Source organism: Hymenobacter pini, from assembly GCF_020421205.1.
Taxonomy (GTDB): Bacteria; Bacteroidota; Bacteroidia; order Cytophagales; family Hymenobacteraceae; genus Hymenobacter; species Hymenobacter pini.
This window is the reverse complement of record NZ_JAIZZH010000001.1, coordinates 117,547-143,937: the sequence shown is the minus strand read 5'-3', so window position 1 is coordinate 143,937 and position 26,391 is coordinate 117,547. Positions and strand designations below refer to the sequence as shown.

Genomic DNA, 26,391 nt, shown 5'->3' with positions numbered 1-26,391 from the left:
GGCTATGTCCGTTGCCGCTGCCCCCTCCGTCCGCATTCAGCCGGCCACCCTGGCCGATATTCCGACCATTGTGGCGCTGGCCGAAGCTACCTGGGAACCTACTTACCGCTTCATCATTTCCAAGGAGCAGATTGAGTACATGTACCGGGTGATTTATACACCGGCCTCGCTGCAAAAGCAAATAAGCGAGCAGGGCCATACGTTTCTGCTGGTGTACGTGGATGAGCAGCCCGCTGGGTTTGCTTCGTACTCGGCCAAAGCACCGGCCGGCCATTACCACCTCAATAAAATTTACGTGCTACCCACCCACCAGGGCTTAGGCCTGGGCCAGCGGCTGATTGGAGCCGTGGAAACGGCCGTGCGCACCGCCGGCGGCCGCATCTTGGAGCTGAACGTAAACCGCCACAACCCCGCCCTCAACTTCTATGAGCACCTAGGCTTTCAGCGGCAACGGGAAGAGGACATTGCCATCGGCCCCTACTGGATGAACGACTACGTAATGCAGAAAGCACTGTAGCCGCGTAATACCTACCGTACCACTTACTTTTTCTTCTGCCCTTTTATGGCCACGAAACTTACCGTCCTGAGCAATGGCTCCCTCCGCGTTGATGGCAACGATTTTGAACTGGTAGACGCCCAGGGCAAACCTTACGGCCTGGCTGGCCGGGAGCGAATCAGTATCTGCCGCTGCGGCCTCTCCAAAAACAAGCCGTTCTGCGACGGCTCGCACAAGGGCCACTTCGAGCACAACGCTGAGGCCTTCGACCTGCCGGCTCCCAAACCCGCTACTCCGCCCGTAACGCCTCCCGCTGCCCCTGATGCTGGAGCTGCGCCGCTGGCGTAACCCGTTCTCACGCATAAACAGCAAGCCCCCGGCTACCAATGGTAGCCGGGGGCTTGCTGTTTATGCGGAGTAACGCCTAGAACAGTGAGTTTACGAAGTCAACGTACTCCTGACGGGCTTCTTCCTGGCTTTTGCCGCGCTGGCCGGCCCAGGCGTCGTACTTGGCAATGGCTTTGAAATCGAACCCGCCGGGCCGGTCGCCGCTTACGTCGCCCTCGCTGCCTTGCTTGTAGAGGGAGTACAGCTTCAGCAGGGTCATGTTGTCGGGTTTGGCGGGCAGTTCCTTGCTGCGGGCGGCGGCAGCTTCAAATTCTTCGATGGTAGCCATACGGTGAACTGGTGAGGTGGTGAAATGGTGAGTGAGCCGCTGCAGCGAACCGAACGGCTGGCAAAAGATACGGATTACCCGCAATTTGGTAGGCATGCAGCATTTAATTGTGCTGTATCTTCCTCCCGCATCTCCCACTCTTCAACCCCTCCCCTATGCTTTCACCCGTACGCTTGGCGCTGCTGGCGGGCTCGTTGCTGCTGGCTACCGCCGCGCAGGCCCAAAAAACCTACCTGCACTGCGGCCGCCTGCTGGACATGCGCACCGAGCGTGCCCGCTCCGAAATGACTCTGGTGGTAGAAAAAGGCCGCATTGTGGCCGTGGAATCGGGCTACGCCACGCCTACCGGGGCGCAGGACAAGGTGGTGGACCTGAAAAACCGCACCGTGCTGCCCGGCCTTATCGACTGCCACGTGCACCTGGAGGGCGAAACCAGCAAGGATAACTATCTCAAGGAATTTACCCAGAACCCGGCCGACGTGGCGTTTGGCACCCTGGAACACGCCCGCAAAACCCTGCTGGCGGGCTTTACCACGGTGCGCGACTTGGGCGGCTCGGGCGTGAACATTGCCCTGCGCAACGCCATCAACCGGGGACAGGTGGTGGGGCCGCGCATTTTCACGGCGGGTAAGGCCATATCGGGCACGGGCGGCCACATGGACCCCACCAACGGCTACCGCCTCGACCTGATGGGCATGCCCGGCCCGCCCGATGGCGTGGCCAACGGCCCCGACCAGGGCCGTCAGGCCGTGCGCGAGCAATACAAGCGCGGAGCCGACCTCATCAAGATTGCCAGCACCGGCGGCGTGCTCAGTGTGGCCAAGGATGGCTCGGCCCCGCAGTTTACGGAGGAAGAAATCAGGGCCGTGGTGGAAACGGCGCGGGATTTGGGCCTAAACGTGGCCTGCCACGCCCACGGGGCCGAGGGCATGAAACGGGCTATTCGGGCGGGCGTGACCAGCATTGAGCACGGCACCCTCATGGACGACGAAACCATGAAGCTGATGAAGAAATACGGCACCTGGTACGTGCCCACCATCACGGCCGGCAAATCGGTAGCCGACTCCGCCAAAATCCCCAACTACTACCCCGCACTGGTAACGCCCAAGGCCCTGGCCATCGGGCCCAAACTACAGGACACCTTTGGGCGGGCGTACAAAGCGGGCGTCAAAATTGCCTTTGGTACCGATGCCTCCGTGTACCGCCACGGTGTGAATGCCCTGGAGTTCCGGTATATGGTGGAGGCCGGCATGCCCGCCTACGAGGCTTTGCGCAGCGCCACCGTAGCGGCGGCTGAGCTGCTGGGCCAGACGGGCAGCCTGGGTACGCTGGAGCCCGGTAAGCTGGCCGATGTGGTAGCCGTGGAGGGCGACCCGGTGCAGGACATCAACGCCATGCAGCGGGTGCGCTTTGTGATGAAGCAGGGCACCGTGTACCGGCAGGAATAGCCCGACTGTGGGTGCAGCCGGCCCTAAGCTCGGCTGCACCCTTCCCGGACGGGCCTGCGTAGGCGGGGTACATTCCTGCCTGCTATGAAAAAGACGCTTCCTGACGAGCTAGTCCAGAATTTCCTGAAGCACAAGCTCACCCTGGCTCTGGCCGAAAGCTGCACCTGCGGCCTGGCCGCCGCCCAGCTGGCCCCGGCTACCGGCGTGAGCGAAGTACTGCTGGGCTCGGTGGTAACCTACCACCCCGAGGCCAAGCAGCAGCTGCTGGGGGTGAAGAAAGCAACCCTGGCCACGTACTCGGCCGAGAGCCAGCAAACCACCAACGAAATGGCCCTGGGCCTGCACCGCCACCTGCCCGCCGCCGACGTGTGCGTGGCCGTAACGGGCCTGTGCGGCCCCGGCAAATCGGAAACGCCCGAAAAGCCGGTGGGCACGGTATTCGTCACCATCCTGTTCCAGGGCAAGGCCCACGAGTACCGGGAGCAGTTCACCGGCACCGGCGACGCCATCCGCCAGCGCGCCACCGAGTTCATCTACGAGAAGCTAGCCGACCTGCTGGAACGCCAGCAGCTGGCCCCGGCGTGATTTTTTAGTTTCTAGTTGCTGGTTTCTAGTTTCTGGTTGTGACACTGTTCGGCAACCAGAAACTAGAAACCAGCAACTAGAAACTCTCACCCCTCCAGTGCCTTGTTGGGGGCCAGCAGCATAATTTTCAGGTTCAGGCGCACTATGTCGCCCATGGTGCGGCAGCGGCTGAACTGCTGGGTGTGGTGGTGCTGGTTGAGCTGCTGTTTGAGCTGATCCACTTTTTCGGGGGGCGATACGTCGTCGTGGCGCAGGCAGTCGATAAGATCTTTGAGGCGGCGGCGCTCCGAGCGGACTCGCCGAGCCATGAGGGTGCGCTCCTCCGTTTGGTACTGCCGGATGCTTTCGGGCGTAAGCAGCTGGCTGCACAGCATCACCACGGCCCGGTTGTCCTTGAAAAACTGCGGCAGGTACATGTTCTTTTTACCCTCGTAGCACTGCTGGTCGAAGTCGATGGCCCGCACGCGGTACTGCTCGTCCTCGAAATCGGGCGTCACGTCGATAACGTAATTGTAGGCCCGCATATCACCCAGCAGACGGGCAAAGCACCGCTCATTGAATTTCACAAACTCCTTGGCAATGCGTACCTGGTTGAGGTGAGGCCGCTGCAGATGGTCCCGGATAAAGTCGTCGCCGGGGATGCCGGCAATGTGCTCCTCAATAAGCGTATCGCCGTGCACCAGGTAGTTCATGCTGTTGGGGCTGAGCAGGTGCTCCAGCTCCAGCCCGTACACCCGTGAGGCATCGGCCCGCTTCACGTAGAAGTAGTCGTAGTTGTCGTTGAGCTGGTTCACGATGCGCACCCGAAACGGGTTGCTGTTCCCGAAGCGGCAGTAGTCCACCCGGTCGGCCACGAGGTGGTCGGTGAAGGATAAGTCGCCGGCGGTTTTCAGCAGGGCGTACACCTCGGCCAGCCCCTCGCTCAGCTCCCGCAGGGCCTGGGGCTCGAAATAGACCGTTTCCCAGAGCGTATCCCGGCCCTGGCGGTTGAGCAGGGGGAAGGAACCGGTAAAGCGGGTGAGTTCCTGATACGTCACGGGCAGCTGAGTTTCCCGGTCGTACTGGTGCAGGTAGTCGCGCAGCCGGGGCCGGATGGCGTAGGGTATTTTCTTCTTGGAAACAAGCGTCACGGGTGGGCTGGGCAGGTGGGGCTCAATGATACGGGTTTCAAAGGTGTAGGGCGAAGCAGGGGCTGCTCACAGGCCGACCATAGGCCGACAACCCGCAAAAAATCAGCACGTCAAGTCCTCATATCGTACCTTCGTTCTTCGCCCGTTACCCGTTTGGCTTGCGTCATGAAAAAACTACTACTCACCCTTTTTATCGTGCTGTTGTGCCCGGTGTTGTCGCCGGGTTGGGGCTTTTTCGGTCACCGCACCATCACGCAGCTGGCCGTGTATTCCCTACCCGCTCCCATGCGCGGCTATTACTACCGCAACATGGCCAAACTGGTGAAGCTGAGCACGGCCGCCGATGAGCGCCGGGACCAGGACCCCGCCGAGGCCAGCAAGCACTTTATTGATATTGACCACTACGGCGACGACCCCTTCGGCCTGATGCCCAAAATGTGGGAGAAGGCCGTAGCCAAATACACCGCTGATACCCTGCGCAAGTACGGCACCTTGCCCTGGGCCGTCATTGAAACCAAGGAGAAACTCACCAAGGCATTCCGCGAAAAAGATACCACGGCTATCCTGGCCCTCTCGGCCGACCTTGGCCATTACGTGGCCGACGCCTACGTGCCCCTGCACACCACCGAAAACTACGACGGCCAGCTTACCAAGCAGGAAGGCATTCATGCCCTGTGGGAAAGCAAGCTGCCCGAACGCCACATTGGCAAGTACAAGCTGGATAACGAGTCGGGCCGCTACGAGAAAGATCCGCTGAAGGACATCTGGCAGGTAATTCAGGAATCGTACGGCTTCCTGGGCGACACTTTCGATAAGGAAGAAGAGGTAACCCGCAAGTATACGCCCGAAACCAAGTACGTATTCAGCCACAAATATGGCAAAACCCGTCGCGCCTACTCTGATGCCTTTGCCGACTCCTACCACGAGAAAGTGGGCGGCCAGGTAGCTTTCCGCCTGAAGCTGGCCCCTACCCTAGTGGCTTCTATGTGGATGACAGCCTGGAAGGACGCCGGTTCGCCCGATCTGGATGCGATGCTCAAGCGCAAACCCAGCAAGGAAGAGGAGGAGAAGCTGAAGTCGGAAATGGGTGCCTGGAAGGACAACCAACTGCTGGAGCAGGGCCTGCTACTGTCGATGCAGAAAGTGAAAGCCGAGGAGCGCCCCGACCTCATCAATGCCGCCCGCGACATGGCCCCGCTGCCCGCCGATGCCGAAGCCACACCGGCACCTGCCCCAGTAGCCGGTGCCCCCGCGCCGCCCGCTGGCACTACCAAAGTAAAAATCAAGAGCAAGCCTGCTGATGGCCCCTCCCAAAAGGAAAAGGTGAAAGTCGACAAGCCGGCAAAGCCCAAAAAGAAGCCGGCTTCAGATGGTTGGGATACGCCGGCCGGCTCCGGCTGGTAGCGCCCTTCCATTCTCTACTTTGAAAGCATAACGGCCCCGGTCAGGTATTGACCGGGGCCGTTGCATGGTAGCAGGTATTCTGCTTAGTGGCTGGGTGGACCTTATCGTCAACTACTGAAGCACCGTATCTTGCGGGGCGGCCTACCCCATTGGGCCGTTTCCGGCTTCGTTTCCTTTCTTCCTGCAATCTATGTTCTCGTCAAGCCTGCGCTGCCTGCCCCTGCTGGGGCTTCTGCTGGCCTGCAACCAGCGCCAGCCCGAAGCTACAGCCACTACGCCCAAAGCTCCCGAGGCCCCCGGCCCCGCCCTTCGCTCCCTGGCCGATTCCAACGTGGTGCAGCTACTTACCGAGTACGGCCACCAGTACCCCGGCCGCGAGGTACTGCTGCAAACTCGCCACGGCAACATGCGCATCCGCCTCTACGAGGACACGCCGCTCCACACTGCCAACTTTCTGCTACTGAGCCGCAAGGGATACTTCGACCAAACCGTATTTAACCGCGTGGTGAAGGATTTTGCCATCCAGGGCGGTACCTCCGAGCAGCTGGCCATCCGGCTCAGCCGCTACCACCTGCCCCCCGAAATCCGCACCTCGCACTATCACAAACGCGGGGCCGTAGGCATGGCCCGCTTCGACGACGACCAGAACCCGAACAAGCTCTCCTCCAGCCACGATTTCTACATTGTGCAGGGCAAGAAAGTACCGGCCTACGAAGCCCAAGTAAGCACCTACCGCACCCTCACCCCCGAGCAGCTGCGCACCTACGCCACTCAAGGTGGCGTCCCCAGCCTCGACGGGCAATACACCGTGTTCGGGGAAGTAGTCGAAGGCCTGGATGTCATCGACAAAATTGCCGCTGAGCCCGTCGGCTCCGACAACTGGCCCGTGGAAGACGTGGGCATCAAGATTAAAGTACTGAAATAGCTGTGCCAGTAGCGCGCAGCTCCGCTTCGCGCACGAGCGAAGCGAGTATCCGGTATTGCACCATGCGCGTGGGAACTCGCCTGTTGCTCGTGCGCGAAGCAGAGCTGCGCGCTACTGGCGTTTCACGGCTACCAGCTTGCTGTGCTGTATGTCGCCGGGTTGTTCCTGTAGCAGCGCCAGCGCTTCGGCGCGGGTATACGTCAGCACCTTATCCGAGAAAAATCCAGGCTGGCTGGCGTCCACGTCCGCTTTTAGAGATTCCTGCTGGGCCGCAACTAGTTCCACGGCTTCGGGGCGCACCGCTTTTACCTGGTACAGGAAGTAATGCGGCTCGGCGCTGCCAGCGGGCTGGAACTGCACCACGTACACGTCGCCCACTTTGGGCTGCTGCACCAGCTCCTCAACCGAAGGGCGGCAAGCGGTAAGCAGCGTGATGAGCAGAGAGCAGCAAAGGATACGGGCGTAATTCAGCATGCCGCAAGATAGGCACCCCTGGCTCAACAGCGCGCAAAAAAGCCGGCCCGCACGATGCGAGCCGGCTTTTCAGCACAAAGGCGAATAACTCACCACATTACCACACCCGGGCACGGTCAGCTTGAGCACGCACCATCTTGGCGTCGTCCTTGCAGCCGAAGGCCTCAAAGAACTCGGGCATGTTCATTAGGGGGCCCACCGTGCGGTACTGGGCCGGCGAGTGGGGGTCCGTCATTACCTGCTGGCGCAGGTACTCGGGGCGGGCGTTGGTACGCCACACCTGGGCCCAGGCCAGGAAGAAGCGCTGCTCAGGCGTAAAGCCATCAAACTTGGGGCGGTTCGAGTTGCCGTACTGCTTGGCCAGCTGCTTTTCCAGGGCCGAGTAGGCCAGGGCCAGGCCACCGAAGTCGGCCAGGTTTTCGCCCATGGTCAGCTTGCCGTTCACGTACACCGAGTCCAGCGGCGAGAAGGCCGAGTACTGCTTGCCTACCATGTCGGCGCGCTGCTCAAACTTGGCGGCGTCTTCCTTGGTCCACCAGTCGCGCAGGTTGCCCTGGGCGTCGTACTGGCGGCCCTGGTCATCGAAGCCGTGGGTTATTTCGTGGCCAATTACCGCGCCCATGCCGCCGTAGTTTACCGCGTCGTCGGCGTTGGGGTCGAAGAACGGTGGCTGCATGATACCGGCTGGGAACACAATTTCGTTCATCGACGGGTTGTAGTAGGCATTTACCGTGGGCGGCGTCATGCCCCACTCCTGCCGGTCGATGGGCTTGCCGAACTTGCTCACGTTGTCATTAGCAGCCCACTCGCGGGCGGCCAGCACGTTTTTCAGGTACGACTCGCGCGAGATGTTCAGGGCCGAGTAGTCCTTCCACTTATCGGGGTAGCCAATTTTCACGGTGAAGGCGGCCAGCTTCTTCTGGGCTTCGGCCTTGGTAGCGTCGCTCATCCAGTCGAGCTTCTGGATGTGCTCACCCATAGCTTCCTTGATGTTGTTCACCATTTCCATGGCCTTCTGCTTGGTAGCCGGCGTGAAGGCCTTCTCTACGTACACCTGGCCGAAAGCTTCGCCCAGCGCACCGTCGGTGGCGCGGAGCATGCGCTTCCAGCGGGGCTGCTGCTGCTTGGCCCCGCTCAGCACCTGCGCAAATTTGAACGACTCGTCGCCGTAGGCCTTGGGCAGGGCCGAGGTCAAGGACGACACCAGGTGCCAGCGCATGTAGGTTTTCAGGTCGCCGATGGGCTCCTGCTTCAGCATGGTGCTTACTTCCTTGAAGAAAGCCGGCTGCCCTACGATGACCGTTTTAGCCGAGCCCAGGTTCATCTTGCGCAGTGTGCCAGGCAAATCCAGGTTCGGGAACTGCTTACCGGCCTCGGCCACCGTCATCTTGTTGTAGTTGGCGTTGGGGTCGCGCAGGTCAACACGGCTCTTGCTGGCTTTGGCCAGGCGGGTCTCCAGGCGCAGCACGGCGGCGGCGTTTTTAGCCGCCGTGGCCTCGTTGTCGCCCAGCATCTTGAAGGTGTTGGTGAGGTAGGTGGTGTAGGCCGCCCGGATGCCTTTCGAGCGGGCATCATCCTTCAGGTAGTAGTCCCGGTCGGGCAAGCTCAGGCCGCCTTGGTACAGGTTCACGGCGTACTCGTCGCTCTTCTTGTCATCCTGCCCTACGTAATCAGAGTAGAATACGCCGGTGGAGATTTTGTGCGCGTGTACGATTTCGTTTTGCAGGCCTTTCAGGTCCTTGATACCGTTGATGCGGGCCAGTTCGGGCTGCAGGTACTTTAGGCCAGCTTTTTCAATAGCCATCGAGTCCATTGCCGAAGCGTAGTAGTCGCCTACTTTCTGGGCGTTGGAGCCTTTGGCGGCCGAGGTGTTAGCCGCCGACTCGTCCAGAATCTGGCGCATTACCGCGTTGTTCTTGTCGGCCAGCTCGTTGAATGCACCCCAGCGTACTTCAGCGGCCGGAATCGGGTTGTTCTTCAGCCAGTTGCCCGAGGCGTACTGGAAGAAGTCGTCGCAAGGGTTCACCGATTTATCGATGTTGGCCACGTTCAGGCCGGTACCGGCGGGGTCGGGAGCCGGGGCGGGCGTGGTAGCGGCCGGCGTAGTAGTAGCGGCGGTGGTGGGTGCGGCCGTTTTGCTGGAGGCGCAGCCCGCCAACGACAGGCCAGCGGCGGCCAAAGCGGCCAGCGAGAGGCTGTTGCGGTTCTTCATACTAGGAGGAAAAGGTTGAGATGCTCGAAGGGTGGGAAATCAAACAGGTAGGCAAGGTAAAAGAAAATACCGCCCCCCGGGCCGACTTTGCGGAACGCAAAGACAAAACTCCACCGTTAGCCGTTGCATCCCGGGATGGGCAGATGCATAGGCAGCGTTGCGTTTCTGCGTCGCCGTCACCTTCTCACCTCGTACCTTTACCAGTAGAATGCCGCTGTACAACCGTCGCCCCGAACCGGGCCTTGCCCCTGCCAAACACCTACCCCCGGCCGCTATGCCCCTGAGCGAGCTGCTGGCCCGGGTGCGGCAGACCTTGAGCGAGCGGTTTGCCGATTCGTACTGGGTGGTAGCCGAAGTGGCCGACCTCACCCTACCCCGCACCGTAGGGGCCCACTGCTACCTTACCCTCACCGACCAGCACACTACCGGCCGCGGGGCCCAGCTGAAAGCCCAGGCTCGAGCTACCATCTGGAGCCAGCGCTACCAGCAGCTGGCCGCTGCTTTCGAGGAGCATACCGGCCTCACGTTGCGCCCCGGCCTAAAACTAATGCTACGGGTACAGGTGAAGTTTCACGAGCAGTTCGGACTGAGCCTGGACGTGCTGGCCCTCGACCCTACCTACACCATAGGCGACCTGGCCAAGCAGCGGCTGGAAACCCTGCGCAAGCTGCAGGCCCAGGACCTGCTGGAACGCCAAAAGCGCCTGACGCTGCCGCTGGGCGTGCAGCGGGTAGCCGTAATATCATCCCCTACCGCCGCCGGCTGGCAGGACTTTGTGCAGCAGCTCCGCGAGGCCCCGTATGATTTCGCCCTGACGCTGTTTCCGACCCTAATGCAGGGCGACGACTCCCCGGCCAGCATTCGGGCGGCGCTGGATACCATCCGGCCCCGCCGCCAGGAGTTTGATGCGGTGGTCATCATCCGGGGCGGGGGCTCCAAAACCGATTTGCTGGCCTTTGATGACTACGGGCTGGCGGCCACCGTGGGCGCGTTTCCGCTGCCCGTACTGGCCGGCATCGGCCACGAGCGGGACGAGGCGGTGGTTGACCTAACGGCCCACCTTTCTCTGAAAACGCCCACCGCCGTAGCAGCTTTCCTGATTGAGCGGCTGGCCCGGTTGGAAACGGCCCTGGAAGGCTACGGCAGCCGTATTCGGGAGCTGGCCCAGGCCCGGGTGCAGCAGGAAACAGGGCAGCTCAGCCGCCTGCTCCGGCTGGCCAACCTGGCGGCCCAAAACCAGCTCCAGGACCACCGCAACGCCCTGCACCAGCGCATCCGGCTGGCCGCCAACGCGCCCCGGGCCCAACTGCGGCAGCAGGAGCAGCAGCTCACGCGCCGCCGCCATCAGCTGCACCGCACCGCCCGCAAAACCCTGCGGCAGCAGGAGCAACAGCTGCGCCAGCGGGGCCGGACTTTGGCCGGGCGCTTCCGGCGGCTGCACCGGCGGCGGCGGGAGCAACTGCTTTGTCAGCAGCACGCTACCCACCTGGCCGCCGTACGGTTGCTGCACCGCCAGGAGCTACAACTGGCCCAGCTGAATTCCGCCCCTACTACCGGCACCGTGCGCCTGCTCACCGCCAAGGGCCAGCCCTTTACCGGGCCGTTACGCCCGGGCCAACAGGTACTCCTGCGCCTGCCCGATGCCGTGGTACCGGCCCGCATTGGGGGCCAAATGCCCCTCTTCCTTCCTTAACTGACTTTCCGTTTAGTTCTATGTCGCCCCAGAATCTTACCTACCGCCAGGCCATCGAAGAGCTGGAAACCATCCTGCGCGCCCTCGAAACCGATGCCGTGGACGTGGACGACCTCACGGCCCGCGTGCAGCGCTCCGCCGAACTAATACGCCTGTGCAAGCAGAAGCTCCGTTCCGCCGAATCAGCCATCGACCAGGTATTTGAGAACCTGGAAGATGAGGACGACGAGTACGCCGAGGAATAAATACTAGCAATATTCCCTGTGCTGCATAGGTTATTTTTTATATTTGATTCTTCCTGTTCCTTACTCTCCTTATAACACACCATGACAAACAACGACCTGCAACAGGCCAGTGACTGGACGCGCAATTACCGCAACCAGAACCCTGGCGGGGTAAAGGGCCATTGCATCTCTGCCGCTATCCTGAATGACCTTCTATCCCAGCCCGGCTGCGTGGGCGTACGCGCTTACTACGGATTAGATGACAACGGGGCACCCAAGCTGATTTTGGTTGGGTACGACTCTAACGACAACGACATTTTGAGCAGCACAGCCACAGCTGCCCGAGGTGTAATGGATGAGGAATCTTCTTCGCTCACTTCTTCTTCCCAAATAGCTACCGCCCTGCCGCCTTGCCCTCCTTGCTGCAGCATTGACAACCCCCTAAATAGCTAGAGGCGTATTCCTCTGAAATGCCCGTTTGGTTCATCACCCTGTGCAAAGGCATTGATTTTGTAGTCTACTGGGCTATGGTAATTCCCATTGCCATAGCCCAGTACAATCGTCGATGGCTAGTTGGGGGACTTCGGACGCTACGTTTTATCCCGTTATTTCTGCTTGTAATGTATTGCTGCGCCCAAGTTGCAATTATACTGTGGCGTTATACTTTACCAATCAACCACCTGAATACTGTTGGTGAGGCGCTTCTGTATTTGAAGGTGTATCATGATGAATTCACGAACAGTATTATCAAGCGACGTGTACGACTAGTTGCCGTAATCTTCCTCGCATTTGCGGTAGTTGATTCCTTCTGGTTGGAAGGTTTTCAGCAAATCAATGCTTACACTAACCTTATTGAAAGTTTCTTAATTATTACTCTGGCACTTATATATTTTGAAATACATATTCTGAGACGCCAGCGAATAGCGGCTTTGCGGAAACCTATGTTCGTGGCCTCTATTGGCATCATACTCTATTTAGCCGGCACTATTGTTTTACATCTGGTTACCAATCACCTGATTGCTGCTAACGATGAAGGAGATGCACGGATAGTGTATTTAATCAGCTCTTTTTTGCTGTTCCTCATGGTTACATTGTTCAGCCGGGCGTTTTGGCTGGCGCGGCCCGTTAAGGCTCTGGATACCACTACTGCACCGATAATTATTAACGCGTGAAGGTTGCCTTCCCTCACAAGTCTCAGGGTTGATGCTTTTGGCCTCTCTGTTCACGCAGACGCTGATGCCTGCCTGGCTCCGTCCTTTCTGCGACTTGGTTGAGGCCATTGGCTATGGCACTATGCTTATTCCAATAAGCCTAGCGTGGCAGCGCCGCTGGGGGTTGCGTGGTGGAATGAAACCCCTCGCGTTTCTGCCCGCTTACATGCTAAGCATGGCGATACTCATGAAGATAGCCGCCGTTGTGTGGCGCAACAATCTACCCGTAATCCATGTATCTACCGTAGGAGAAACTTTGCTCTATTTAGTAATCTATCATACCGAGTTTAAACACAAACGCGCTAAAAAAATCATTCGAATATTAGCAATTACCTTTTTGATATTTGCTGCAGTTGATTCTTTTTACTTAGAGGGATTCAGCCGCATAAATTCATTCACCAATTTATTAGAGAGCATTATAGTTACAGGTTTGGCGCTGTTGTATTTTGAACGCACTCTTATTCGGAGACGAAACACTCAATTGCAGCGGGTGCCGCTTTTTATCGCCACAATTGGTATTATCATGTATCTATCTGGCACCGTCGTTATTTATTTGGCTACTAATCATTTTATAGACACAAACGATGAATACGGCGCGCGGCTGATATTCCTGCTTAATTCGGCATTGATCTTCACGCTGGCCCTGCTGTTTGCCCGTGCATTTCTGCTAGTCGATAGTAACCCTCAATCTTCAATAGTTGAAGGTCACCGTAACAGACGGTAGATTGATCCCTGCTTAGCGAAGCTCACTCTAAGGAAAGCTCTGCGCAACGCTTCTCCAGTGTCTAAACCAAGGAATCATCCAGCTACCTTCTTAGGCCTATTGTTGAGGGTTTCTGAGTTATTTTGTTTCTTGCTGCAATACCATAATCTACCGTTTACCCCGAGGCCGTTTGCGGCGGCTGCTGCCCAATGAACCATTGGCTGTATCCTGTATTGCTGGCTACCCCGGTGCTGCTACTGCTGGCTCTGGGTATAGTGGGCTTTGTGCTGCGCTACCAGCGCCGGCTGCTCCGCCAGCAGGAGGAAATGCGCCGCATGCAGGAAGATGCCCAGCAGCAGGCCCTGGAAGCGGCCCTGTTGGCCCAGGAGGAGGAACGCCGCCGCATTGCCGCCGACCTGCACGACGGCGTAGGAACCACGCTGGCCATTGTAAAGCTACACCTGAACACCCTCAACCAACCCGACCTGACTGAGGAGGCCACCCTACTGCTGGACCAAGCCATTAACGAGGTGCGCCGGATTTCGCGTAACCTCCTGCCCGCGGCCTTACAAAAGTTTGGCTTATCCTTCGCCCTGGAAGCCCTGGCCCGCACCATGCCCGCCGACGGGCCTACCCACGTAACGGTGGAGCAGCTGGGCACCCCGCGCCGCCTGGAGCCCAAGCACGAGCTAATTGTGTTTCGGGTGGTGCAGGAACTGCTGGGTAACGGCCTGCGCCACGCCCACGCCAGCCAGATTCATATTGAGGTGGAATACGGGGCCGACTCCTTGGCGCTGCGCTACACCGATAATGGCGTGGGCTTCGACCCTACCGCCTCCGACCAGCCTCCCCTGCCCGGCACCCGTACCGGCCTGGGCCTTACAAACCTACGCAGCCGCGTGGGCGTGCTGCGGGGCACGCTCCGGCACGAGTCGGCTGCCGGGCAGGGCACCCAGGTTTGGATTTCGCTGCCCCTGCCGTACCTTACTACCACTCAAGCACCTAGCCTCTCACTCGCATGAGCACACCCGCCATCCGTCTGGCCGTCGTCGACGACCACATTTTATTTCGAAAGGGCTTGCGGGCTCTCATCAGCGGATTTCCGGGTATGGAAGTGCTGTTTGAAGCAGGCGACGGCCAGGAGTTGCTGGAGCGCCTGGACCAGGGCACCATTCCGGATGTGATTCTGATGGACCTGCAGATGCCCGTGCTCGACGGCCTGCAAACCGTGCGGCTGCTGCGGGCCCAGTATCCGCAGGTGCGCTCTATCATCATTTCTATGCACGATGAGCCGGAGCTGATTGATTCACTTCGCGCTGAAGGAGCCCACGGCTACCTGCTCAAGAATGCCAGCCCGGAGGAAGTATTAGGGGCCATCCAGAGTGCCATCAATACCCGTCCCGGCTCTGGTAGCTCCCGTACGGTACTCTCCGCCTCTTTCTAGCTCCTGAGCAAATTACCGAGGCTTAGCAAGCACTATAAAACACAACGCCCCTGACCGTTATGGCCAGGGGCGTTGTGTTTTTGGGGTAGCACAGGGCGCTTACAGCCCAATGGACATACCCAGGGTGAAGGTGCGGCCCCGGTTAAAGAAGGCCTGCAGCAGGTTGGGGTCCACTACGTTGGAGCTGTTCCGGTTCGACACGTCGGTGAAGTAGAACTGGTTGAGTACATTCAGCACCGAAGCCCGGAAGCCAATGCGCACTTTCTCGCGGTACATGGGGCGCAGGTCGTAGCCGAAGTGCAGGTCCAGGTTTTTGCTGGTGGGCAGGCGGTACGCATCTGTGCGGGAGCTTTCTTCCAGAATGCTCTCGGGGTTGAAGGCGGCGTAGTACTTAGAGAATACCAGCAGCGAGGGGCGCACGTAGAATCCGCGAATCGGCTCGTAGCGCAGGCCCAGCTGAAACTGGTTCTGGGCGGCATCACCCACGTGTACCCCATCCAGGTACACCGGCTGGTCAATCTGGTTTACCTGAATGCCCGATTCCGTTACCTGGTTCAGCAGGCCCTTGCCTACCCAGCGCCAGTCGGCCACGGCAATGGCGGCGTTCAGCTGTAGGCTGCGGCTGATTTCCTGGGCTACGCTCATTTCCACGCCCATGTGGCGGGCATCCACATTGCGCACCGTGCTGTACACCACCTCACCGGTAGCCGTAGATACCGAGTTAGTAGATTTGTTGGCCCACAGGATGTAGTAGGCATTCAGGGTAGCTTTTAGGCTGGGGTAGCTGATGCCGTAGCCCAGCTCCACGGTCGTAATGCCTTCGGGCTTCACATTGCGGTACTGCTGGCCCTGCGAGGTGTACACCTGGTTGAAGAATGGCACGCGGCTGTTGTAGCCCACGTTCATAAACAGGTTGTTGCGCTCGGTTACGTTGTAGTTGGCCCCAGCTTTCAGGCTATAGCCCGTGAACTTGGCCCAGGGAGTTTCCAGGTAGTTGCCATCGGCGGCGGTGTAGACTTGCCCGTTGATGGTTTGCGACTGGTTGTAGCCCACATCGTAGCTCTGGCCGTCCACGGTTACTTGCTTGGGCCGGAAGTAGTCGATGCGCTTGTAGCGAATCTGCGACAGGGTACCGCTTACCACGGCCGACAACACCGGGGTTTTGTACTCCAGCTGCGCGTAGCCGCCCAGCCACTGGGTTTTGCCGTCGTAGTTGTAGCTGATTTTGTCGCCTTCGCGCAGGCGGGTAGCGGGGTCCTGGTTCCGGTCGCCGGCGTTGGTAATGGTGGTGTTCAGGTAGGTATAATCACCGCCCAACAGGTCGCGCACTTCGCGGTAGTGCAGGCCCCGGTAGAGGCGGCCATCCACCCCAGCCGAGAAAGTCAGCTTCTCGCCCAGCGTGTAGTCGGCCCCCAATACACCGCCGTACCAGCGGTGGCTGTTCACGTTGTTCACTAGGAACTGCAGGGAGCGGTTTTCAGCCCCAAACACCGTGTCGCGGCGGCCGGTAGTGGGGTTACGCGTTACGGACACGATGTCCCGGTTCCGCACGTTCCGGTCGTAGATACCCTGGAAGTCCGTCTGGCCAGTGAGGGAACTGGCGGTAATGGTGCTGGAGTTGGCCGTGGTGAGGCCGCTCACCCCGCCGCCATTACCGAAGGACGCATACGCCACGGCGCTGATGAACAGCTTGCTGTTCACCTGCCAGTAGTCGTTGAGATTGATTTGGGGCTTGTGGTAATAGTTGCTCCGCTCGTTCAGGATTTCGGTATCCTGCACGTTCGTCACCTGGCGGGTAGTAGGGTCCCGATCGTAGCGAATCAGCTGGCCCCAATATGGGTTGTACTTAAAGCCCCGGTTGCCGTTGGTGGGCGTAGTAGCCCCAATTTCCTGGGCTTTTTCCTGCGAAAACAGCCCTACCGTTTGCGCGAAGCTGCGCGTACCGTGGCTCTGGGGCGAGCCCAGGCCAGTGAGGGAGATGCGGTGGTTGCCTACTCGCTTGCTGATGTTGCCGAAATACGTCCAAGCATCATCAAAGGCCTTATCAACCCAGCCATTAGAGAGGCGGCGGGAGCCGTACACCGTCACGGCCCAGTCGCCCTTCATAGTGCCGGTGCTTAGCATTAGGGAGTACTTCTGGTAGCTGTTGGAGCCAGTTTCGATGCGGGCCAGAGCCGCTTTCTTATCATCGAAGCCGCGGGTGAGCACGTTGATGCTACCACCTACTGAGGGTACCGAAATTTTGGAAGCCGAGAGGCCGCGCTGTACCTGCAGGCTCTTGGTCACGTCGCCCAAGTCCCAGTTCGACCAGAACACCTGGCCGGTTTCCATATCGTTCACGGGCACACCGTTCACCAGTACGGCCACGTTGCGCTGGTCAAAACCGCGGATGTTGATGCGCGAGTCGCCGGTGCCGCCGCCTCCCTGGGTGGCGTACACGCCCGGCGTTTCGTTCAGAATCATGGGCAGGTCCCGGTTCGAGAGAGTTTCGCGTAGCTTCACCTCGTTCACGGCCGCAAAAGCCACCGGCGTAGAGCGCTCCACGGCCACGCCCAGGGAGCCTACTACCTGCACTTCGTTCAGGGTCGCACCATCGGAGGTGAGGTTGAAGGTAGCCGTGGCGTTCTGGTTGCTCACCGTCACCTTCTGCTCCAGCACCTTGTAGCCGATGAAGGAAGCCCGCACGGTGTAGGTACCGGGCTTGAGGCCGGGCACGATGTAAGTGCCGTTGTCTTCGGCCCCGGCCCCGGTGTTGGCGCCGTTGCCCACTACCTGCACGGTAGCGCCCGGCAGGCCCTCGCCCGTGAGCTTGTCAAGCACGCGCCCTTTAATAGAATACGTGGCCTGCCCCACTGCCGACAAAGCAGCCAGGCACACCAGCAAAAGAGAAAGTAAGGTGTGTTTCATGCAGAAATACAAGAAGTGCAGCGTTTGCGCCAGGCAAAGGTAAGGGTTTGGCCAGTAGCCCAAAAGCCAGCAAATGAAGTTCTGATGAGATTATACCCAAGCTGCTAGCTTCACTCCTACCAGTTCGGTACCTGGCCGTTTGTCACAACGCACGCCGCACTACGCCAGCTCGGTGCTGGGGTCCCAGAAACGGGTTTTAAAATCCTGCACCTGGTCGTCGAGTACGGGTACGCCTTCGGCTTCCAGAGCTTCCTGCATGGCCGTGGGCGTGGCAAAGTGCTGTTTGCCGGTGAGTAGGCCGTTGCGGTTGATAACGCGGTGGGCGGGTACATACTCGTTGGCGGTGTGGGCGGCCATCATGGCCCACCCTACCATGCGGGCCCCGTGCCGGGCCCCGAGGTAGTGGGCAATGGCTCCGTAGGTAGTAACGCGGCCCAGGGGCACCAGCCGTACCACCTCGTGTACATCTTGAAAGAAGTTGCGGTGCGCTTCGGTGGGGTTGCGAGGAATGGACACGGAGGTAAAGTGTGAAGTGGTGAATTTAACAGTAGGTCAGGCTCACTGGCGCAAGTAGCGCAGACGGAACAACAAACTCACCATTTCACAAATCCACTATTTCACCTTTCCCGTGCCGGCGCAACCCGCTGTCATTTTCTGTGTCTTACCCCCATCATTCCCCTCCGGTCCCGGCGTCAACCAAAACCCGCTGGTTCGCGTTGTGGCAGTTGCCCCATCTCTGCCTCCGGATGAGGTTCCACCCGAAGTACACCCATGCAGACCCAGGAACACCCCGAAACTTACGAAACCGAAACCCGCTCCGGTAGCGCCGGCCGCCGCATCCTTTGGCTGTTGGTGGCGCTGGCCGTGGTGGGCGCACTGGCGTTCATCAAAATAAAATATTTTCCCTCCCAAAGCCCCGATGCCAAAGGCGGCGGAGGCAAAGGCGCAGCCGGCGGGAGTAGCGGAAAAGGCGGCCCCGGTGGGCCGGGCGGCAAAGGCGGTGGTCAGAAGTTACCGGTGCAGGTATACGTGGTAAAAGCCACCAGCCTGGCCGACGAGGTAGCCGCCACGGGCTCTATTCTGGCCGAAGAATCGGTGGTTATCAAGAGCGAAATTTCGGGCAAGATTACCAGCCTGAACATCCGGGAGGGCCAGCCGGTGAGTAAGGGTCAGCTGCTGCTAAGCATCAACGCCGACGAGATTCAGGCGGCCCTGAAGAAGCAGGAATACAACATCAAGCTGTTCCGCGACCAGGAAAAGCGCCAGCGTACTCTGCTGGATAAGGAGTATATCAGCGCCCAGGAATACGAGCAGGCCAACAACCAGCTGCTCACGGCTCAGGCCGATTTACAGTCGTTGCGGGCCTCGCTGGCTAAGGCCTACGTGCGGGCACCCTTTGCGGGCGTATTGGGCCTGACCACCGCCACCGTAGGCACCTACGTGAGCCCCGGTGCCGAAATTACCACGCTTTCCCGGGTGAAGCCGGTGAAAATCAACTTCACGGTGCCCAGCCGCTTCTCTAGCCTGGTGCGCACCGGCGACCCTATTACCATCACCGACGAGGCTTCGAACAAGCAATACGAGGCCCGGGTGTACGCCCTCGACCCGCAGATTGACCCTGTAAGCCGCACCCAAACCGTGCGGGCCCGCTACGCCAATACCAACAACGAGCTGCGCCCCGGTGCCTTTGTGAAGGTGAACCTGCAGCTGGGCCAGACGTCTGACGCCCTACAGGTACCTACCGAATCCGTTATTCCCGAGGCCAACGGCTACAGCGTGTACACCGTGCAGAAAGGAAAAATGGTACCGAAAAAGGTAAAAATCGGGGTACGCTCCGACCGCCTCATTCAGATTACCGACGGCCTCGCCGTGGGTGACTCTGTTATCCGGACCGGCATCCTGCAGGTGAAGCCGGGTGATGCGGTGCGGGTGACCAAATAGTAATTCCCGCAGTGGGTGGCAGTGGATGGCGCAGTGTCTCGCGGTGGCCGTTCACGCACTGCGAACCACTGCGTTTTCCACTGCGAGACCCTGCGTGAAATAGACCTATGAGCTTATCCTCCACCAGTATCAACCGCCCGGTGCTCGCCATTGTGATGAGCCTGGTGATTGTGATTTTCGGGGTCATCGGCTTCCGGTATCTGAGTGTGCGCGAGTACCCGAGCGTGGACCCGCCCATCATTACCGTATCGGCCAGCTATACCGGGGCCTCGGCCGACGTGATGCAGGGCCAGGTGACGGAGCCGCTGGAAGAAGCCCTCAACGGCATTCAGGGCATTAAGAATCTGACCTCCAACTCCCGTGACGGCCGCACCCAGATTACCGTGGAGTTTGACCTCGACGCCGACCTGGAAACCGCCGCCAACGACGTGCGCGACAAGGTATCAGGCGCGCAGGGCCGCCTCCCGCGCGACATTGACCCGCCCATCGTGAGCAAGGCCAACGCCGACTCCCAACCTATTGTAATGACCTACCTCAGCTCCAACCAGCGCAACCTGCTGGAGCTAACCGACTACGCCAACAACACCCTGAAAGAGCGCCTCCAAACGATTCCGGGCGTATCGGAGGTGCGGGTGTACGGGGAGCGGAAGTACTCTATGCGCCTGTGGCTGGATCCGGTGAAGCTCTCGGCCCTGAGCGTGAGTCCCGTGGAAGTGCAGCAAGCCTTGACGCGCGAAAACGTGGAGCTGCCCAGTGGGGCCGTGCAGGGGCAGGCTACCCAGCTTACCCTGCGTACCATGGGTCGCCTAAGCACCGTAGAGGACTTTAACAATCTGATTATCCGCAAAGATGCCACCTCCCTGGTGCGCCTCTCGGACATTGGCTACGCGGAGCTCTACCCCGAGAACGACCAGACCATCTTCAAGGTGAACGGCGTGCCGATGGTGGGCTTGGCCGTTATTCCGCAGCCGGGCTCCAACCAGATTGACATTGCCGACGAGTTCAACAAGCGCATTGAGCTGTACGGCAAGGATTTGCCCAAGGACCTGGTACTCAAGCCGGGCTTCGACAACTCGGTGTTCATCCGCAAATCCATCAACGAGGTGGAGCACACCATTATCGAAGCCTTCGTGCTGGTAGTGGTGATTATTTTCCTGTTCCTGCGCGACTGGCGCTCCACTATTATTCCGGTAGTAGCCATTCCGGTGTCGCTCATCGGTATTTTCTTCGTGATGTACCTGATGAACTTCTCCATCAATGTGCTCACGCTGCTGGCCGTGGTGCTGGCCATTGGTCTGGTAGTAGACGACGCCATTGTGGTGCTGGAAAACATCTATTCCCGCATTGAGGAGGGCGAAGATCCCAAAACAGCCGCCATTAAGGGCTCCGAGGAAATTCTGATGGCCGTTGTCAGCACCACCATTGTGCTGGCGGCGGTGTTCCTGCCGGTAGTGTTCCTCACGGGTATCACGGGCCGCCTGTTCCGGGAATTTGGCATTGTGGTGGCCGGTTCGGTGCTGATTTCGGCGTTTGTGTCGCTCACGCTCACGCCCATGATGTGCTCGGTACTGCTGAAGCGGGAGGAAAAGCACAACTGGTTTTACCGCAAAACCGAGCCCTTCTTCGAGAAGATGATTGGGGGCTACAAAGAGAGCCTTGAAACCTTCCTGCGTAACCGCTGGCTGGCCTGGCTGGTGGTGGCGGGCACTGGGTTGGGCATCTGGTATTTCATGAAGGCTATTCCCTCGGAGCTGGCCCCGGTGGAAGACCGGAGCCGCATCAACCTGAACGCCACGGGCCCCGAGGGCGCCTCGTTTGAGTTCATGGATGCCTACATGGCTCAGCTTACCAAAATGGCCATGGACTCGGCCGGGGAGCAGAATTTGAGCAGCGTATTTGCCGTAACGTCGCCGGGCTTCGGGGGCGGCTCCAACTCGGGTACGGCCCGGGTGCTGCTGCTGGAGGCCGATAAGCGCCCCCTGCCCCAGCCCGCCATTGCCGATAAGCTGAGCGCCGGGGTGAAGAAGCTCACCGCCGCCCGCACCTCCGTCAGCCAGGACCAGAGTATTGGCGGCGGGGGCGGCGGCCTGCCGGTGCAGTTCGTTATTCAGACCCAGGACTTCGACAAGCTGCGCACGGCCGTGCCCAAGTTCCTGGATGCCGCCCGCCAAGACCCCACCTTCCAGTTCGTGGATGTGAACCTGAAGTTCAACAAGCCCGAGCTGCGCGTGAACATTGACCGGGAAAAGGCCCAGAGCCTGGGCGTGTCGGTGCAGAGCATTTCGCAGACGCTGCAGGCCGGCCTGAGCGGGCAGCGCTACGGCTATTTTATTCGGGAGGGCAAGCAGTACCAGATTATCGGGCAGGTGGCCCGCGAAGACCGGAGCCAGCCCCTGGACGTACGCTTGTTATCGGTGAAAAACGCCAACGGCGAGCTGATTCAGCTGGATAACGTGATTCGGCTGGAGGAAAGCAGCACCCCGCCCCAGCTCTACCGCTTCAACCGCTACAACTCGGCCACTTTCTCGGCCTCGCTGGCCCCCGGCCGCACGCTGGGTGATGGTATTGCCGCCATGCAGGCCATTGCCGACAAAAACCTGGACGACACGTTTAGCACCGAACTGGCCGGTTCCTCCCGTGACTTCCAAGAAAGCTCCAGCAGCTTGGTGTTTGCCTTCGGGCTGGCTCTGGTGCTAATTTACCTAGTGCTGGCGGCGCAGTTCGAAAGCTTCCGCGACCCGGTAATTATCATGGTAACGGTGCCGCTGGCCCTCTCGGGGGCGCTGCTTAGCCTGTGGTATTTCAACCAGACGCTCAACCTGTTCTCCCAGATCGGCATTATCATGCTGGTGGGGCTGGTGACGAAGAACGGTATCCTTATCGTGGAATTTGCCAACCAGCAGGTGGAAAACGGCAAGGACTACATGACGGGGCTGATTGAGGGGGCCACGGCCCGTTTCCGCCCCATCCTTATGACCTCGCTCTGCGCCATCCTGGGCATTCTGCCCATTGCCGTAGCTACCGGCGCGGGCGCGCTCAGCCGCCGGGCCATGGGTATTGGCGTAGTGGGTGGGCTGTTTTTCGCCACGGCGCTTACCCTGTACGTGGTGCCAGTTATGTATTCGTATTTCGCTACGGCCAAGAAACACAAGCATTCTGAGGCCGAAGAAAAAGCGGTTGCGGCGTAGTGCCCCCGCGCTACTGCCGTTTCCGCCGCCTTTTTCAGCCGTTGACTTACTCCATGCCTCGCTCCTTTCTTCTCGCCCTGCTGCTGGCTGCTCCCCTTCCCTTGCTGGCGCAACGGCCGGTGCTGCCCACCCGCGCCCCGGCCACTCAACCCCAGAGCAAGCCACAAACCGAAAAACCCGAAACCGTTGCCTCCGCCCCGCCCCTGTCGCTGGCGGAAGCCATTCGGATTGGGATTGAAAACAACTACAGCATCCGGCTTTCCCGGCAGGATGAGCGCATTGCCACCAACAACGTAACGCGCGGCAACGCCGGTCAGCTGCCGGTAGTGAACGGCAACTTCACCCGCACCTTCAACCGCAATAACGTGCGGCAGGAATCCTCAGCCCGACCAGAGCCCAGCGTAGCCAGTGGGGCCAAGTCCAATCTGTTCAACACGAACGTAGCGGCCACTTGGACGATTTTTGATGGCCTCGGGATGTTCATTGCCTACGACCGGCTGCAGGCCCTGGAGCAAAGCCAGCAGCAGCTGACGCGGGCCACCGTGGAGGAAACCGTGGCCAGCATTACCGACGCCTATTTTGTGGTGGTGCGCGAGTCGGGCAAAATCAACTCCATTGAGGAGGCGCTGAAAATTGGCCAGTCCCGCATCGACCTGACCCAAGCCCGCGTGGATGTGGGTGTGGCAGCTAAAGTAGAAGTGCTGACGGCCCGCGTGGATTACAACGCCGACCGTTCTATTCTGATTCAGCAGCAGGAAGCCCTCAAAACGGCCAAAATCACGCTTAACAATCTACTGGGCCGCAACCCTAACCTCGATTTTCAACCTCAGGACTCAATTGTAGTAGCCCAAAACCTGAACCGGGACGAGGTACTGGCCCAAATCCGGCAAAACAACCCCCGCCTGCAACAGGCCCGCACCAACACTGAGGTAGCCACCTATGACCGCAAACTGGTACGCGCCTCCCGGTTCCCGCAGGTGGGCCTGACCTCGGGCTACAGCTTCAACCGCAACATCAACGGAGCGGCGTTTTTCGGTAATCAGTTGGTGACGAACATCGGCCGCACCTACGGCCTTAACTACGGCGTGGTGGCCTCCGTGCCTATCTTCGATGGATTCAACCGCAACCGTCTGGAGCAGAATGCCCGCATTGCCGAGGAGCAAAGCCAGCTGCAGCTCGACCAAACCCAGCTGCAGCTGGATGCCGAGGCCGAACAGGCCTGGGCTCAGTACCAGAACCGGTTGCAACTCCTGGAACTGGAGGAAACAAATATTCTGCTGGCCCGCGAAAACGTGGCTATTGCCCTAGAGCGGTATCGGCTGGGCCTACTTACACCCCTGGATTTGCGGGTGGCCCAACGCACGCAGCTGGATGCCGAGGTGCGGCTGCTGGATATCCGCTACCAGGCCAAGCAGGCCGAAATTGTGCTGCGTCGCCTCAGCAGCGGGTTGGTACAGACCTCCGCTACTCAACCGTAATTTTTCGACCTCGTATCAGCAGGGTATGAACACTGCCACTTCGTTAGCGGATTTCCTGGACCTGTCGTACCGCCCCGATCTGCACATCCTTACGGTGCGCTGGCTACGGGCTGTTTCGCACGAGGAGTTGCAGGCGGGCTTTGAGGCGGCCCGCCGCTACGGCCAGGAGCGTCACGCAGCGCGGTGGCTGGTGGATGTTCGTCGCCGTACAGAGCTGGATGCCTCTTCCTCGGCGTGGGTAGCCGAAACCCTGCTTCCGGCCGCCGCGGCCGATGTAGTGCCGGCCCGTTTGCAGGTAGCCTACCTGTTGTCGCCGGCGCGGGTTGAGATACTGCACACCGATAAGGGGATGCACTCCGTGGTTACTACTGCTCAGCAGCCCACCCAGTCCTACCAACTCCAAACGTTCCTGGATGAAGGCCCGGCCGTTAACTGGCTGCTGCACACCTGAACACTGCACTTTCGATTTTAACAACACCCCCGGCTCCTCTGAAGCCGGGGGTATTTTTTTGACTGATTGCAACATCCCGAAAAACCATTCACATCCAAAATCACCGGGTTCAAAGAGAAACCAGCCTGATCAAGCGAAGTAATGGAACCCGCGAGGTGGCAGGGGCTAGTTTTGTTTCAACAACAGCTCCACTACACCACACACCTGCCGCGTATGTTCGCTCGTCTTCTCAAAACCAGCCTCGTTCTTTTCGCTTTATCGTTCTGCCTGCCGGGCCACTCATCGGCGGCAGGCTTGTTCGGGGGCCGTTTGCTGCCTTCGGTGAAGGCCAAGCAGCGCGGCTACATGCATGTGCACCGTCCCAATTACCGCCTCTACCGCTCGTACCGCCATTTCTAAGCGTAATCAGCCAGTCTGCGCCGCAGCCCTAACCTGCGGTGCAGACTGGCCACAATGCCACTCCCCTCGCCGCCCTGGCCCTACACTCGTAGCGCCGGGGCTGATTATTTTGCGGATGAACAGTTTACTGTGGCTTGTAGGCCCGCAGTTGCTGCAAGGCTTCCAACGTTTCTTTGCGCTTGTCCTTCTCTTTTTCCTCCTCGCCTTGGGGTTCTTGGGAAGGCGTGCTGAAAAAGGTTAGGATGTGCTGCTGCTGGGTTGCCGTCAGATGCTCGAATTTCTTATCGGCCAGTTTGCGCAGCCATTCGCCGTAGGTTTCATCGGTGAGGGCATATTCTCCCAACTTGGTGGGTTTGCCCGTGTCAAAGTCGGCATTGGCCAAGCGGGGTGCGGCGGCCGTAGTGTCGCGCGGCTCCTTTTCTAATAGGGTGCAATAGTTGCGCATTACGCTCCGGAAGCTGGCTTTGAACAGCTCCTGCGCTTCGGGCGTGGGCAGCTTGAAAGCAAACGGTTTCAGCGGCCCTATTTTGGGCAACACCCGCACAAAGTAGGAAAGCACTCGGGCTCCGGTGCCGGGGTGTTCGTAATCAGTACCGTACCGCTTGCGGTACTCCTGCTCGCTTTCCTTATACACATATTCGCGGCGGCGGGCTCGGGGGCTGAGCCGGCGGATTTCCTTTTTCTGGCTCTGCCACGCGGCCCGGCTGGCAATGGGAATGAGGCTGCGCACGGCAAACCGGAACGAACTGACGGCCAGATCCACGTTAAATACAATCTGGCCCAACTCCAGCCCGTAGGTTTTCAAAAATGCCCGTTCCAGCACCGGCTTACTCACTTGAAACCCAATGTAGCGCTGGTAATCAGCCGTACGGTAACGGCCGGCGGCTACCTGCACCACATCGAAGGCAAACTCCAATTGCGTGTGCTGAATGGGCGCTTCCTCATAGGTTATGTTGTCGCCGAACTTGGCCCGCAGCTCCGGGTACACGCTAGGCATGGCGCGGTTGGTACCCTCAGGGTGGCCGTTGATATCGGCGGCGTAGTGAGCCAGTGCCCCCAGTGCAAAGGCGTACTCGTTGCGGTCATGAGCCTCGTTGAGCAGGTTTCGCACAAAATCTCCGGAGCGGACGTAGTGCGTGAGGTTGGTAAACAGCACCGAGCCGAACGGGTAGTAGCCCATATCCTGCAGAATGGAACCCCCGTAGGCGTAGCTTTTCGCCTCAAGCAGCTGCTCGTCGGTGGTGCCGGGGTAACGCGCCTGCAGTAGCGGTACCAAGCAACGCTGCCAACTGGAATCCACGTTGGCTTGGTGGGTGAGGACGGAATAGGCGCGGGCGGGACGGGCAGTCAGCCCCAGCACCACGGCTAGGGCAAGTATCCATTTGTACATACGGAGGAGCCC

25 protein-coding genes are annotated in these 26,391 nt (G+C 59.5%); 18 read left to right on the top strand and 7 right to left on the bottom strand.

From position 1 onward, the window contains the following. Window positions 1-4: 4 nt before the first annotated feature. Window positions 5-517, top strand: coding sequence for a GNAT family N-acetyltransferase (locus LF252_RS00670; RefSeq protein WP_226266165.1), 513 nt, complete (start codon window positions 5-7; stop codon window positions 515-517). 45 nt (window positions 518-562) lie between these two features. After that, window positions 563-844, top strand: coding sequence for a CDGSH iron-sulfur domain-containing protein (locus LF252_RS00665; protein WP_226266164.1), 282 nt, complete (start codon window positions 563-565; stop codon window positions 842-844). Window positions 845-920: 76 nt separating this feature from the next. Here the strand turns inward: LF252_RS00665 and LF252_RS00660 are convergent, their stop codons facing one another. Then, the gene (locus LF252_RS00660) at window positions 921-1,172 is read right to left on the bottom strand and encodes an acyl-CoA-binding protein (RefSeq protein WP_226266162.1); all 252 of its coding nucleotides are present in this window, start codon (window positions 1,170-1,172) and stop codon (window positions 921-923) included. Window positions 1,173-1,327: 155 nt separating this feature from the next. On the opposite strand from LF252_RS00660, the gene LF252_RS00655 reads away from it, so the two are divergent. Both LF252_RS00655 and LF252_RS00650 read left to right on the top strand, forming a co-directional pair. Then, on the top strand, window positions 1,328-2,620 hold the full coding sequence (locus tag LF252_RS00655; protein ID WP_226266160.1) for an amidohydrolase family protein: 1,293 nt from the start codon (window positions 1,328-1,330) through the stop codon (window positions 2,618-2,620). Between the two features lie 84 nt (window positions 2,621-2,704). Then, entirely contained in the window at window positions 2,705-3,205 is a 501-nt protein-coding gene (locus tag LF252_RS00650; RefSeq protein ID WP_226266158.1) for a CinA family protein, read from the top strand. An 86-nt stretch (window positions 3,206-3,291) separates the two neighbouring features. Here the strand turns inward: LF252_RS00650 and LF252_RS00645 are convergent, their stop codons facing one another. Then, entirely contained in the window at window positions 3,292-4,335 is a 1,044-nt protein-coding gene (locus LF252_RS00645) for a hypothetical protein (RefSeq protein WP_226266156.1), read from the bottom strand. 165 nt (window positions 4,336-4,500) lie between these two features. Between LF252_RS00645 and LF252_RS00640 the strand changes: the two genes are divergently transcribed. Both LF252_RS00640 and LF252_RS00635 read left to right on the top strand, forming a co-directional pair. Next, complete coding sequence (locus LF252_RS00640) at window positions 4,501-5,739, top strand: zinc dependent phospholipase C family protein (RefSeq protein WP_226266154.1); 1,239 nt, start codon at window positions 4,501-4,503, stop codon at window positions 5,737-5,739. 190 nt (window positions 5,740-5,929) lie between these two features. Continuing rightward, window positions 5,930-6,664: a peptidylprolyl isomerase gene (locus LF252_RS00635; RefSeq protein ID WP_226266152.1), complete on the top strand. Its 735-nt coding sequence runs from the start codon at window positions 5,930-5,932 to the stop codon at window positions 6,662-6,664. Between the two features lie 111 nt (window positions 6,665-6,775). Here LF252_RS00635 and LF252_RS00630 read toward each other — a convergent pair whose 3' ends face one another. Together LF252_RS00630 and LF252_RS00625 are read right to left on the bottom strand one after the other, a co-directional pair. Then, window positions 6,776-7,138, bottom strand: a complete 363-nt coding sequence (locus tag LF252_RS00630) for a hypothetical protein (protein ID WP_226266150.1) — start codon at window positions 7,136-7,138, stop codon at window positions 6,776-6,778. A 97-nt stretch (window positions 7,139-7,235) separates the two neighbouring features. Continuing rightward, window positions 7,236-9,350, bottom strand: a complete 2,115-nt coding sequence (locus LF252_RS00625) for a M13 family metallopeptidase (protein WP_226266148.1) — start codon at window positions 9,348-9,350, stop codon at window positions 7,236-7,238. 208 nt (window positions 9,351-9,558) lie between these two features. Here LF252_RS00625 and xseA point away from each other — a divergent pair, with 208 nt between their 5' ends. The 7 genes from xseA (at window position 9,559) to LF252_RS00590 (ending at window position 14,625) form a co-directional block, all read left to right on the top strand. Further along, window positions 9,559-11,043 (top strand): exodeoxyribonuclease VII large subunit, encoded by a 1,485-nt coding sequence (gene xseA / locus LF252_RS00620; RefSeq protein WP_226266147.1) that lies wholly within the window; start codon window positions 9,559-9,561, stop codon window positions 11,041-11,043. A 20-nt stretch (window positions 11,044-11,063) separates the two neighbouring features. Further along, window positions 11,064-11,288 carry an exodeoxyribonuclease VII small subunit gene (xseB, locus tag LF252_RS00615; RefSeq protein ID WP_226266145.1) on the top strand — a complete coding sequence of 75 codons (225 nt, stop codon included), beginning with the start codon at window positions 11,064-11,066 and terminating at the stop codon, window positions 11,286-11,288. An 81-nt stretch (window positions 11,289-11,369) separates the two neighbouring features. Continuing rightward, window positions 11,370-11,720, top strand: a complete 351-nt coding sequence (locus LF252_RS00610) for a hypothetical protein (protein ID WP_226266143.1) — start codon at window positions 11,370-11,372, stop codon at window positions 11,718-11,720. 17 nt (window positions 11,721-11,737) lie between these two features. Further along, complete coding sequence (locus tag LF252_RS00605; RefSeq protein WP_226266142.1) at window positions 11,738-12,439, top strand: hypothetical protein; 702 nt, start codon at window positions 11,738-11,740, stop codon at window positions 12,437-12,439. A gap of 64 nt (window positions 12,440-12,503) precedes the next feature. Continuing rightward, a complete protein-coding gene (locus LF252_RS00600; protein ID WP_226266140.1) occupies window positions 12,504-13,202 on the top strand; it encodes a hypothetical protein in 699 nt (232 codons plus the stop codon). 188 nt (window positions 13,203-13,390) lie between these two features. Beyond that, entirely contained in the window at window positions 13,391-14,203 is an 813-nt protein-coding gene (locus LF252_RS00595) for a sensor histidine kinase (RefSeq protein WP_226266138.1), read from the top strand. Further along, window positions 14,200-14,625 (top strand): response regulator, encoded by a 426-nt coding sequence (locus tag LF252_RS00590; RefSeq protein WP_226266136.1) that lies wholly within the window; start codon window positions 14,200-14,202, stop codon window positions 14,623-14,625. The genes LF252_RS00595 and LF252_RS00590 overlap by 4 nt, the downstream gene beginning before the upstream one ends. Window positions 14,626-14,724: 99 nt before the next feature. Here the strand turns inward: LF252_RS00590 and LF252_RS00585 are convergent, their stop codons facing one another. Together LF252_RS00585 and LF252_RS00580 are read right to left on the bottom strand one after the other, a co-directional pair. Beyond that, window positions 14,725-17,532 (bottom strand): TonB-dependent receptor, encoded by a 2,808-nt coding sequence (locus LF252_RS00585; protein WP_226266134.1) that lies wholly within the window; start codon window positions 17,530-17,532, stop codon window positions 14,725-14,727. A 159-nt stretch (window positions 17,533-17,691) separates the two neighbouring features. Then, window positions 17,692-18,048: an MGMT family protein gene (locus LF252_RS00580; protein WP_226266132.1), complete on the bottom strand. Its 357-nt coding sequence runs from the start codon at window positions 18,046-18,048 to the stop codon at window positions 17,692-17,694. A gap of 255 nt (window positions 18,049-18,303) precedes the next feature. Between LF252_RS00580 and LF252_RS00575 the strand changes: the two genes are divergently transcribed. The 5 genes from LF252_RS00575 to LF252_RS00555 all read left to right on the top strand — a co-directional run bounded on the left by LF252_RS00575 (window position 18,304) and on the right by LF252_RS00555 (window position 24,989). Further along, entirely contained in the window at window positions 18,304-19,473 is a 1,170-nt protein-coding gene (locus LF252_RS00575; protein WP_226266130.1) for an efflux RND transporter periplasmic adaptor subunit, read from the top strand. A gap of 107 nt (window positions 19,474-19,580) precedes the next feature. Continuing rightward, the gene (locus tag LF252_RS00570; RefSeq protein ID WP_226266129.1) at window positions 19,581-22,661 is read left to right on the top strand and encodes an efflux RND transporter permease subunit; all 3,081 of its coding nucleotides are present in this window, start codon (window positions 19,581-19,583) and stop codon (window positions 22,659-22,661) included. 53 nt (window positions 22,662-22,714) lie between these two features. Then, window positions 22,715-24,139: a TolC family protein gene (locus LF252_RS00565; protein WP_226266127.1), complete on the top strand. Its 1,425-nt coding sequence runs from the start codon at window positions 22,715-22,717 to the stop codon at window positions 24,137-24,139. A gap of 25 nt (window positions 24,140-24,164) precedes the next feature. Further along, window positions 24,165-24,590: a hypothetical protein gene (locus LF252_RS00560; RefSeq protein WP_226266125.1), complete on the top strand. Its 426-nt coding sequence runs from the start codon at window positions 24,165-24,167 to the stop codon at window positions 24,588-24,590. A 213-nt stretch (window positions 24,591-24,803) separates the two neighbouring features. Further along, window positions 24,804-24,989, top strand: a complete 186-nt coding sequence (locus LF252_RS00555) for a hypothetical protein (RefSeq protein ID WP_226266123.1) — start codon at window positions 24,804-24,806, stop codon at window positions 24,987-24,989. 124 nt (window positions 24,990-25,113) lie between these two features. Here the strand turns inward: LF252_RS00555 and LF252_RS00550 are convergent, their stop codons facing one another. Beyond that, entirely contained in the window at window positions 25,114-26,379 is a 1,266-nt protein-coding gene (locus tag LF252_RS00550; RefSeq protein WP_226266121.1) for a zinc dependent phospholipase C family protein, read from the bottom strand. Window positions 26,380-26,391 lie beyond the last annotated feature (12 nt).

Bases quoted from the DNA above. Each gene is read 5' to 3' on its own strand.
- LF252_RS00670 (WP_226266165.1), top strand. From the start codon at position 5: ATGTCCGTTGCCGCTGCCCCCTCCGTCCGCATTCAGCCGGCCACCCTG.
- LF252_RS00665 (WP_226266164.1), top strand. From the start codon at position 563: ATGGCCACGAAACTTACCGTCCTGAGCAATGGCTCCCTCCGCGTTGAT.
- LF252_RS00660 (WP_226266162.1), bottom strand. From the start codon at position 1,172: ATGGCTACCATCGAAGAATTTGAAGCTGCCGCCGCCCGCAGCAAGGAA.
- LF252_RS00655 (WP_226266160.1), top strand. From the start codon at position 1,328: ATGCTTTCACCCGTACGCTTGGCGCTGCTGGCGGGCTCGTTGCTGCTG.
- LF252_RS00650 (WP_226266158.1), top strand. From the start codon at position 2,705: ATGAAAAAGACGCTTCCTGACGAGCTAGTCCAGAATTTCCTGAAGCAC.
- LF252_RS00640 (WP_226266154.1), top strand. From the start codon at position 4,501: ATGAAAAAACTACTACTCACCCTTTTTATCGTGCTGTTGTGCCCGGTG.
- LF252_RS00635 (WP_226266152.1), top strand. From the start codon at position 5,930: ATGTTCTCGTCAAGCCTGCGCTGCCTGCCCCTGCTGGGGCTTCTGCTG.
- LF252_RS00630 (WP_226266150.1), bottom strand. From the start codon at position 7,138: ATGCTGAATTACGCCCGTATCCTTTGCTGCTCTCTGCTCATCACGCTG.
- LF252_RS00625 (WP_226266148.1), bottom strand. From the start codon at position 9,350: ATGAAGAACCGCAACAGCCTCTCGCTGGCCGCTTTGGCCGCCGCTGGC.
- xseA (WP_226266147.1), top strand. From the start codon at position 9,559: ATGCCGCTGTACAACCGTCGCCCCGAACCGGGCCTTGCCCCTGCCAAA.
- xseB (WP_226266145.1), top strand. From the start codon at position 11,064: ATGTCGCCCCAGAATCTTACCTACCGCCAGGCCATCGAAGAGCTGGAA.
- LF252_RS00610 (WP_226266143.1), top strand. From the start codon at position 11,370: ATGACAAACAACGACCTGCAACAGGCCAGTGACTGGACGCGCAATTAC.
- LF252_RS00605 (WP_226266142.1), top strand. From the start codon at position 11,738: ATGCCCGTTTGGTTCATCACCCTGTGCAAAGGCATTGATTTTGTAGTC.
- LF252_RS00600 (WP_226266140.1), top strand. From the start codon at position 12,504: ATGCCTGCCTGGCTCCGTCCTTTCTGCGACTTGGTTGAGGCCATTGGC.
- LF252_RS00595 (WP_226266138.1), top strand. From the start codon at position 13,391: ATGAACCATTGGCTGTATCCTGTATTGCTGGCTACCCCGGTGCTGCTA.
- LF252_RS00590 (WP_226266136.1), top strand. From the start codon at position 14,200: ATGAGCACACCCGCCATCCGTCTGGCCGTCGTCGACGACCACATTTTA.
- LF252_RS00585 (WP_226266134.1), bottom strand. From the start codon at position 17,532: ATGAAACACACCTTACTTTCTCTTTTGCTGGTGTGCCTGGCTGCTTTG.
- LF252_RS00575 (WP_226266130.1), top strand. From the start codon at position 18,304: ATGCAGACCCAGGAACACCCCGAAACTTACGAAACCGAAACCCGCTCC.
- LF252_RS00570 (WP_226266129.1), top strand. From the start codon at position 19,581: ATGAGCTTATCCTCCACCAGTATCAACCGCCCGGTGCTCGCCATTGTG.
- LF252_RS00565 (WP_226266127.1), top strand. From the start codon at position 22,715: ATGCCTCGCTCCTTTCTTCTCGCCCTGCTGCTGGCTGCTCCCCTTCCC.
- LF252_RS00560 (WP_226266125.1), top strand. From the start codon at position 24,165: ATGAACACTGCCACTTCGTTAGCGGATTTCCTGGACCTGTCGTACCGC.
- LF252_RS00555 (WP_226266123.1), top strand. From the start codon at position 24,804: ATGTTCGCTCGTCTTCTCAAAACCAGCCTCGTTCTTTTCGCTTTATCG.
- LF252_RS00550 (WP_226266121.1), bottom strand. From the start codon at position 26,379: ATGTACAAATGGATACTTGCCCTAGCCGTGGTGCTGGGGCTGACTGCC.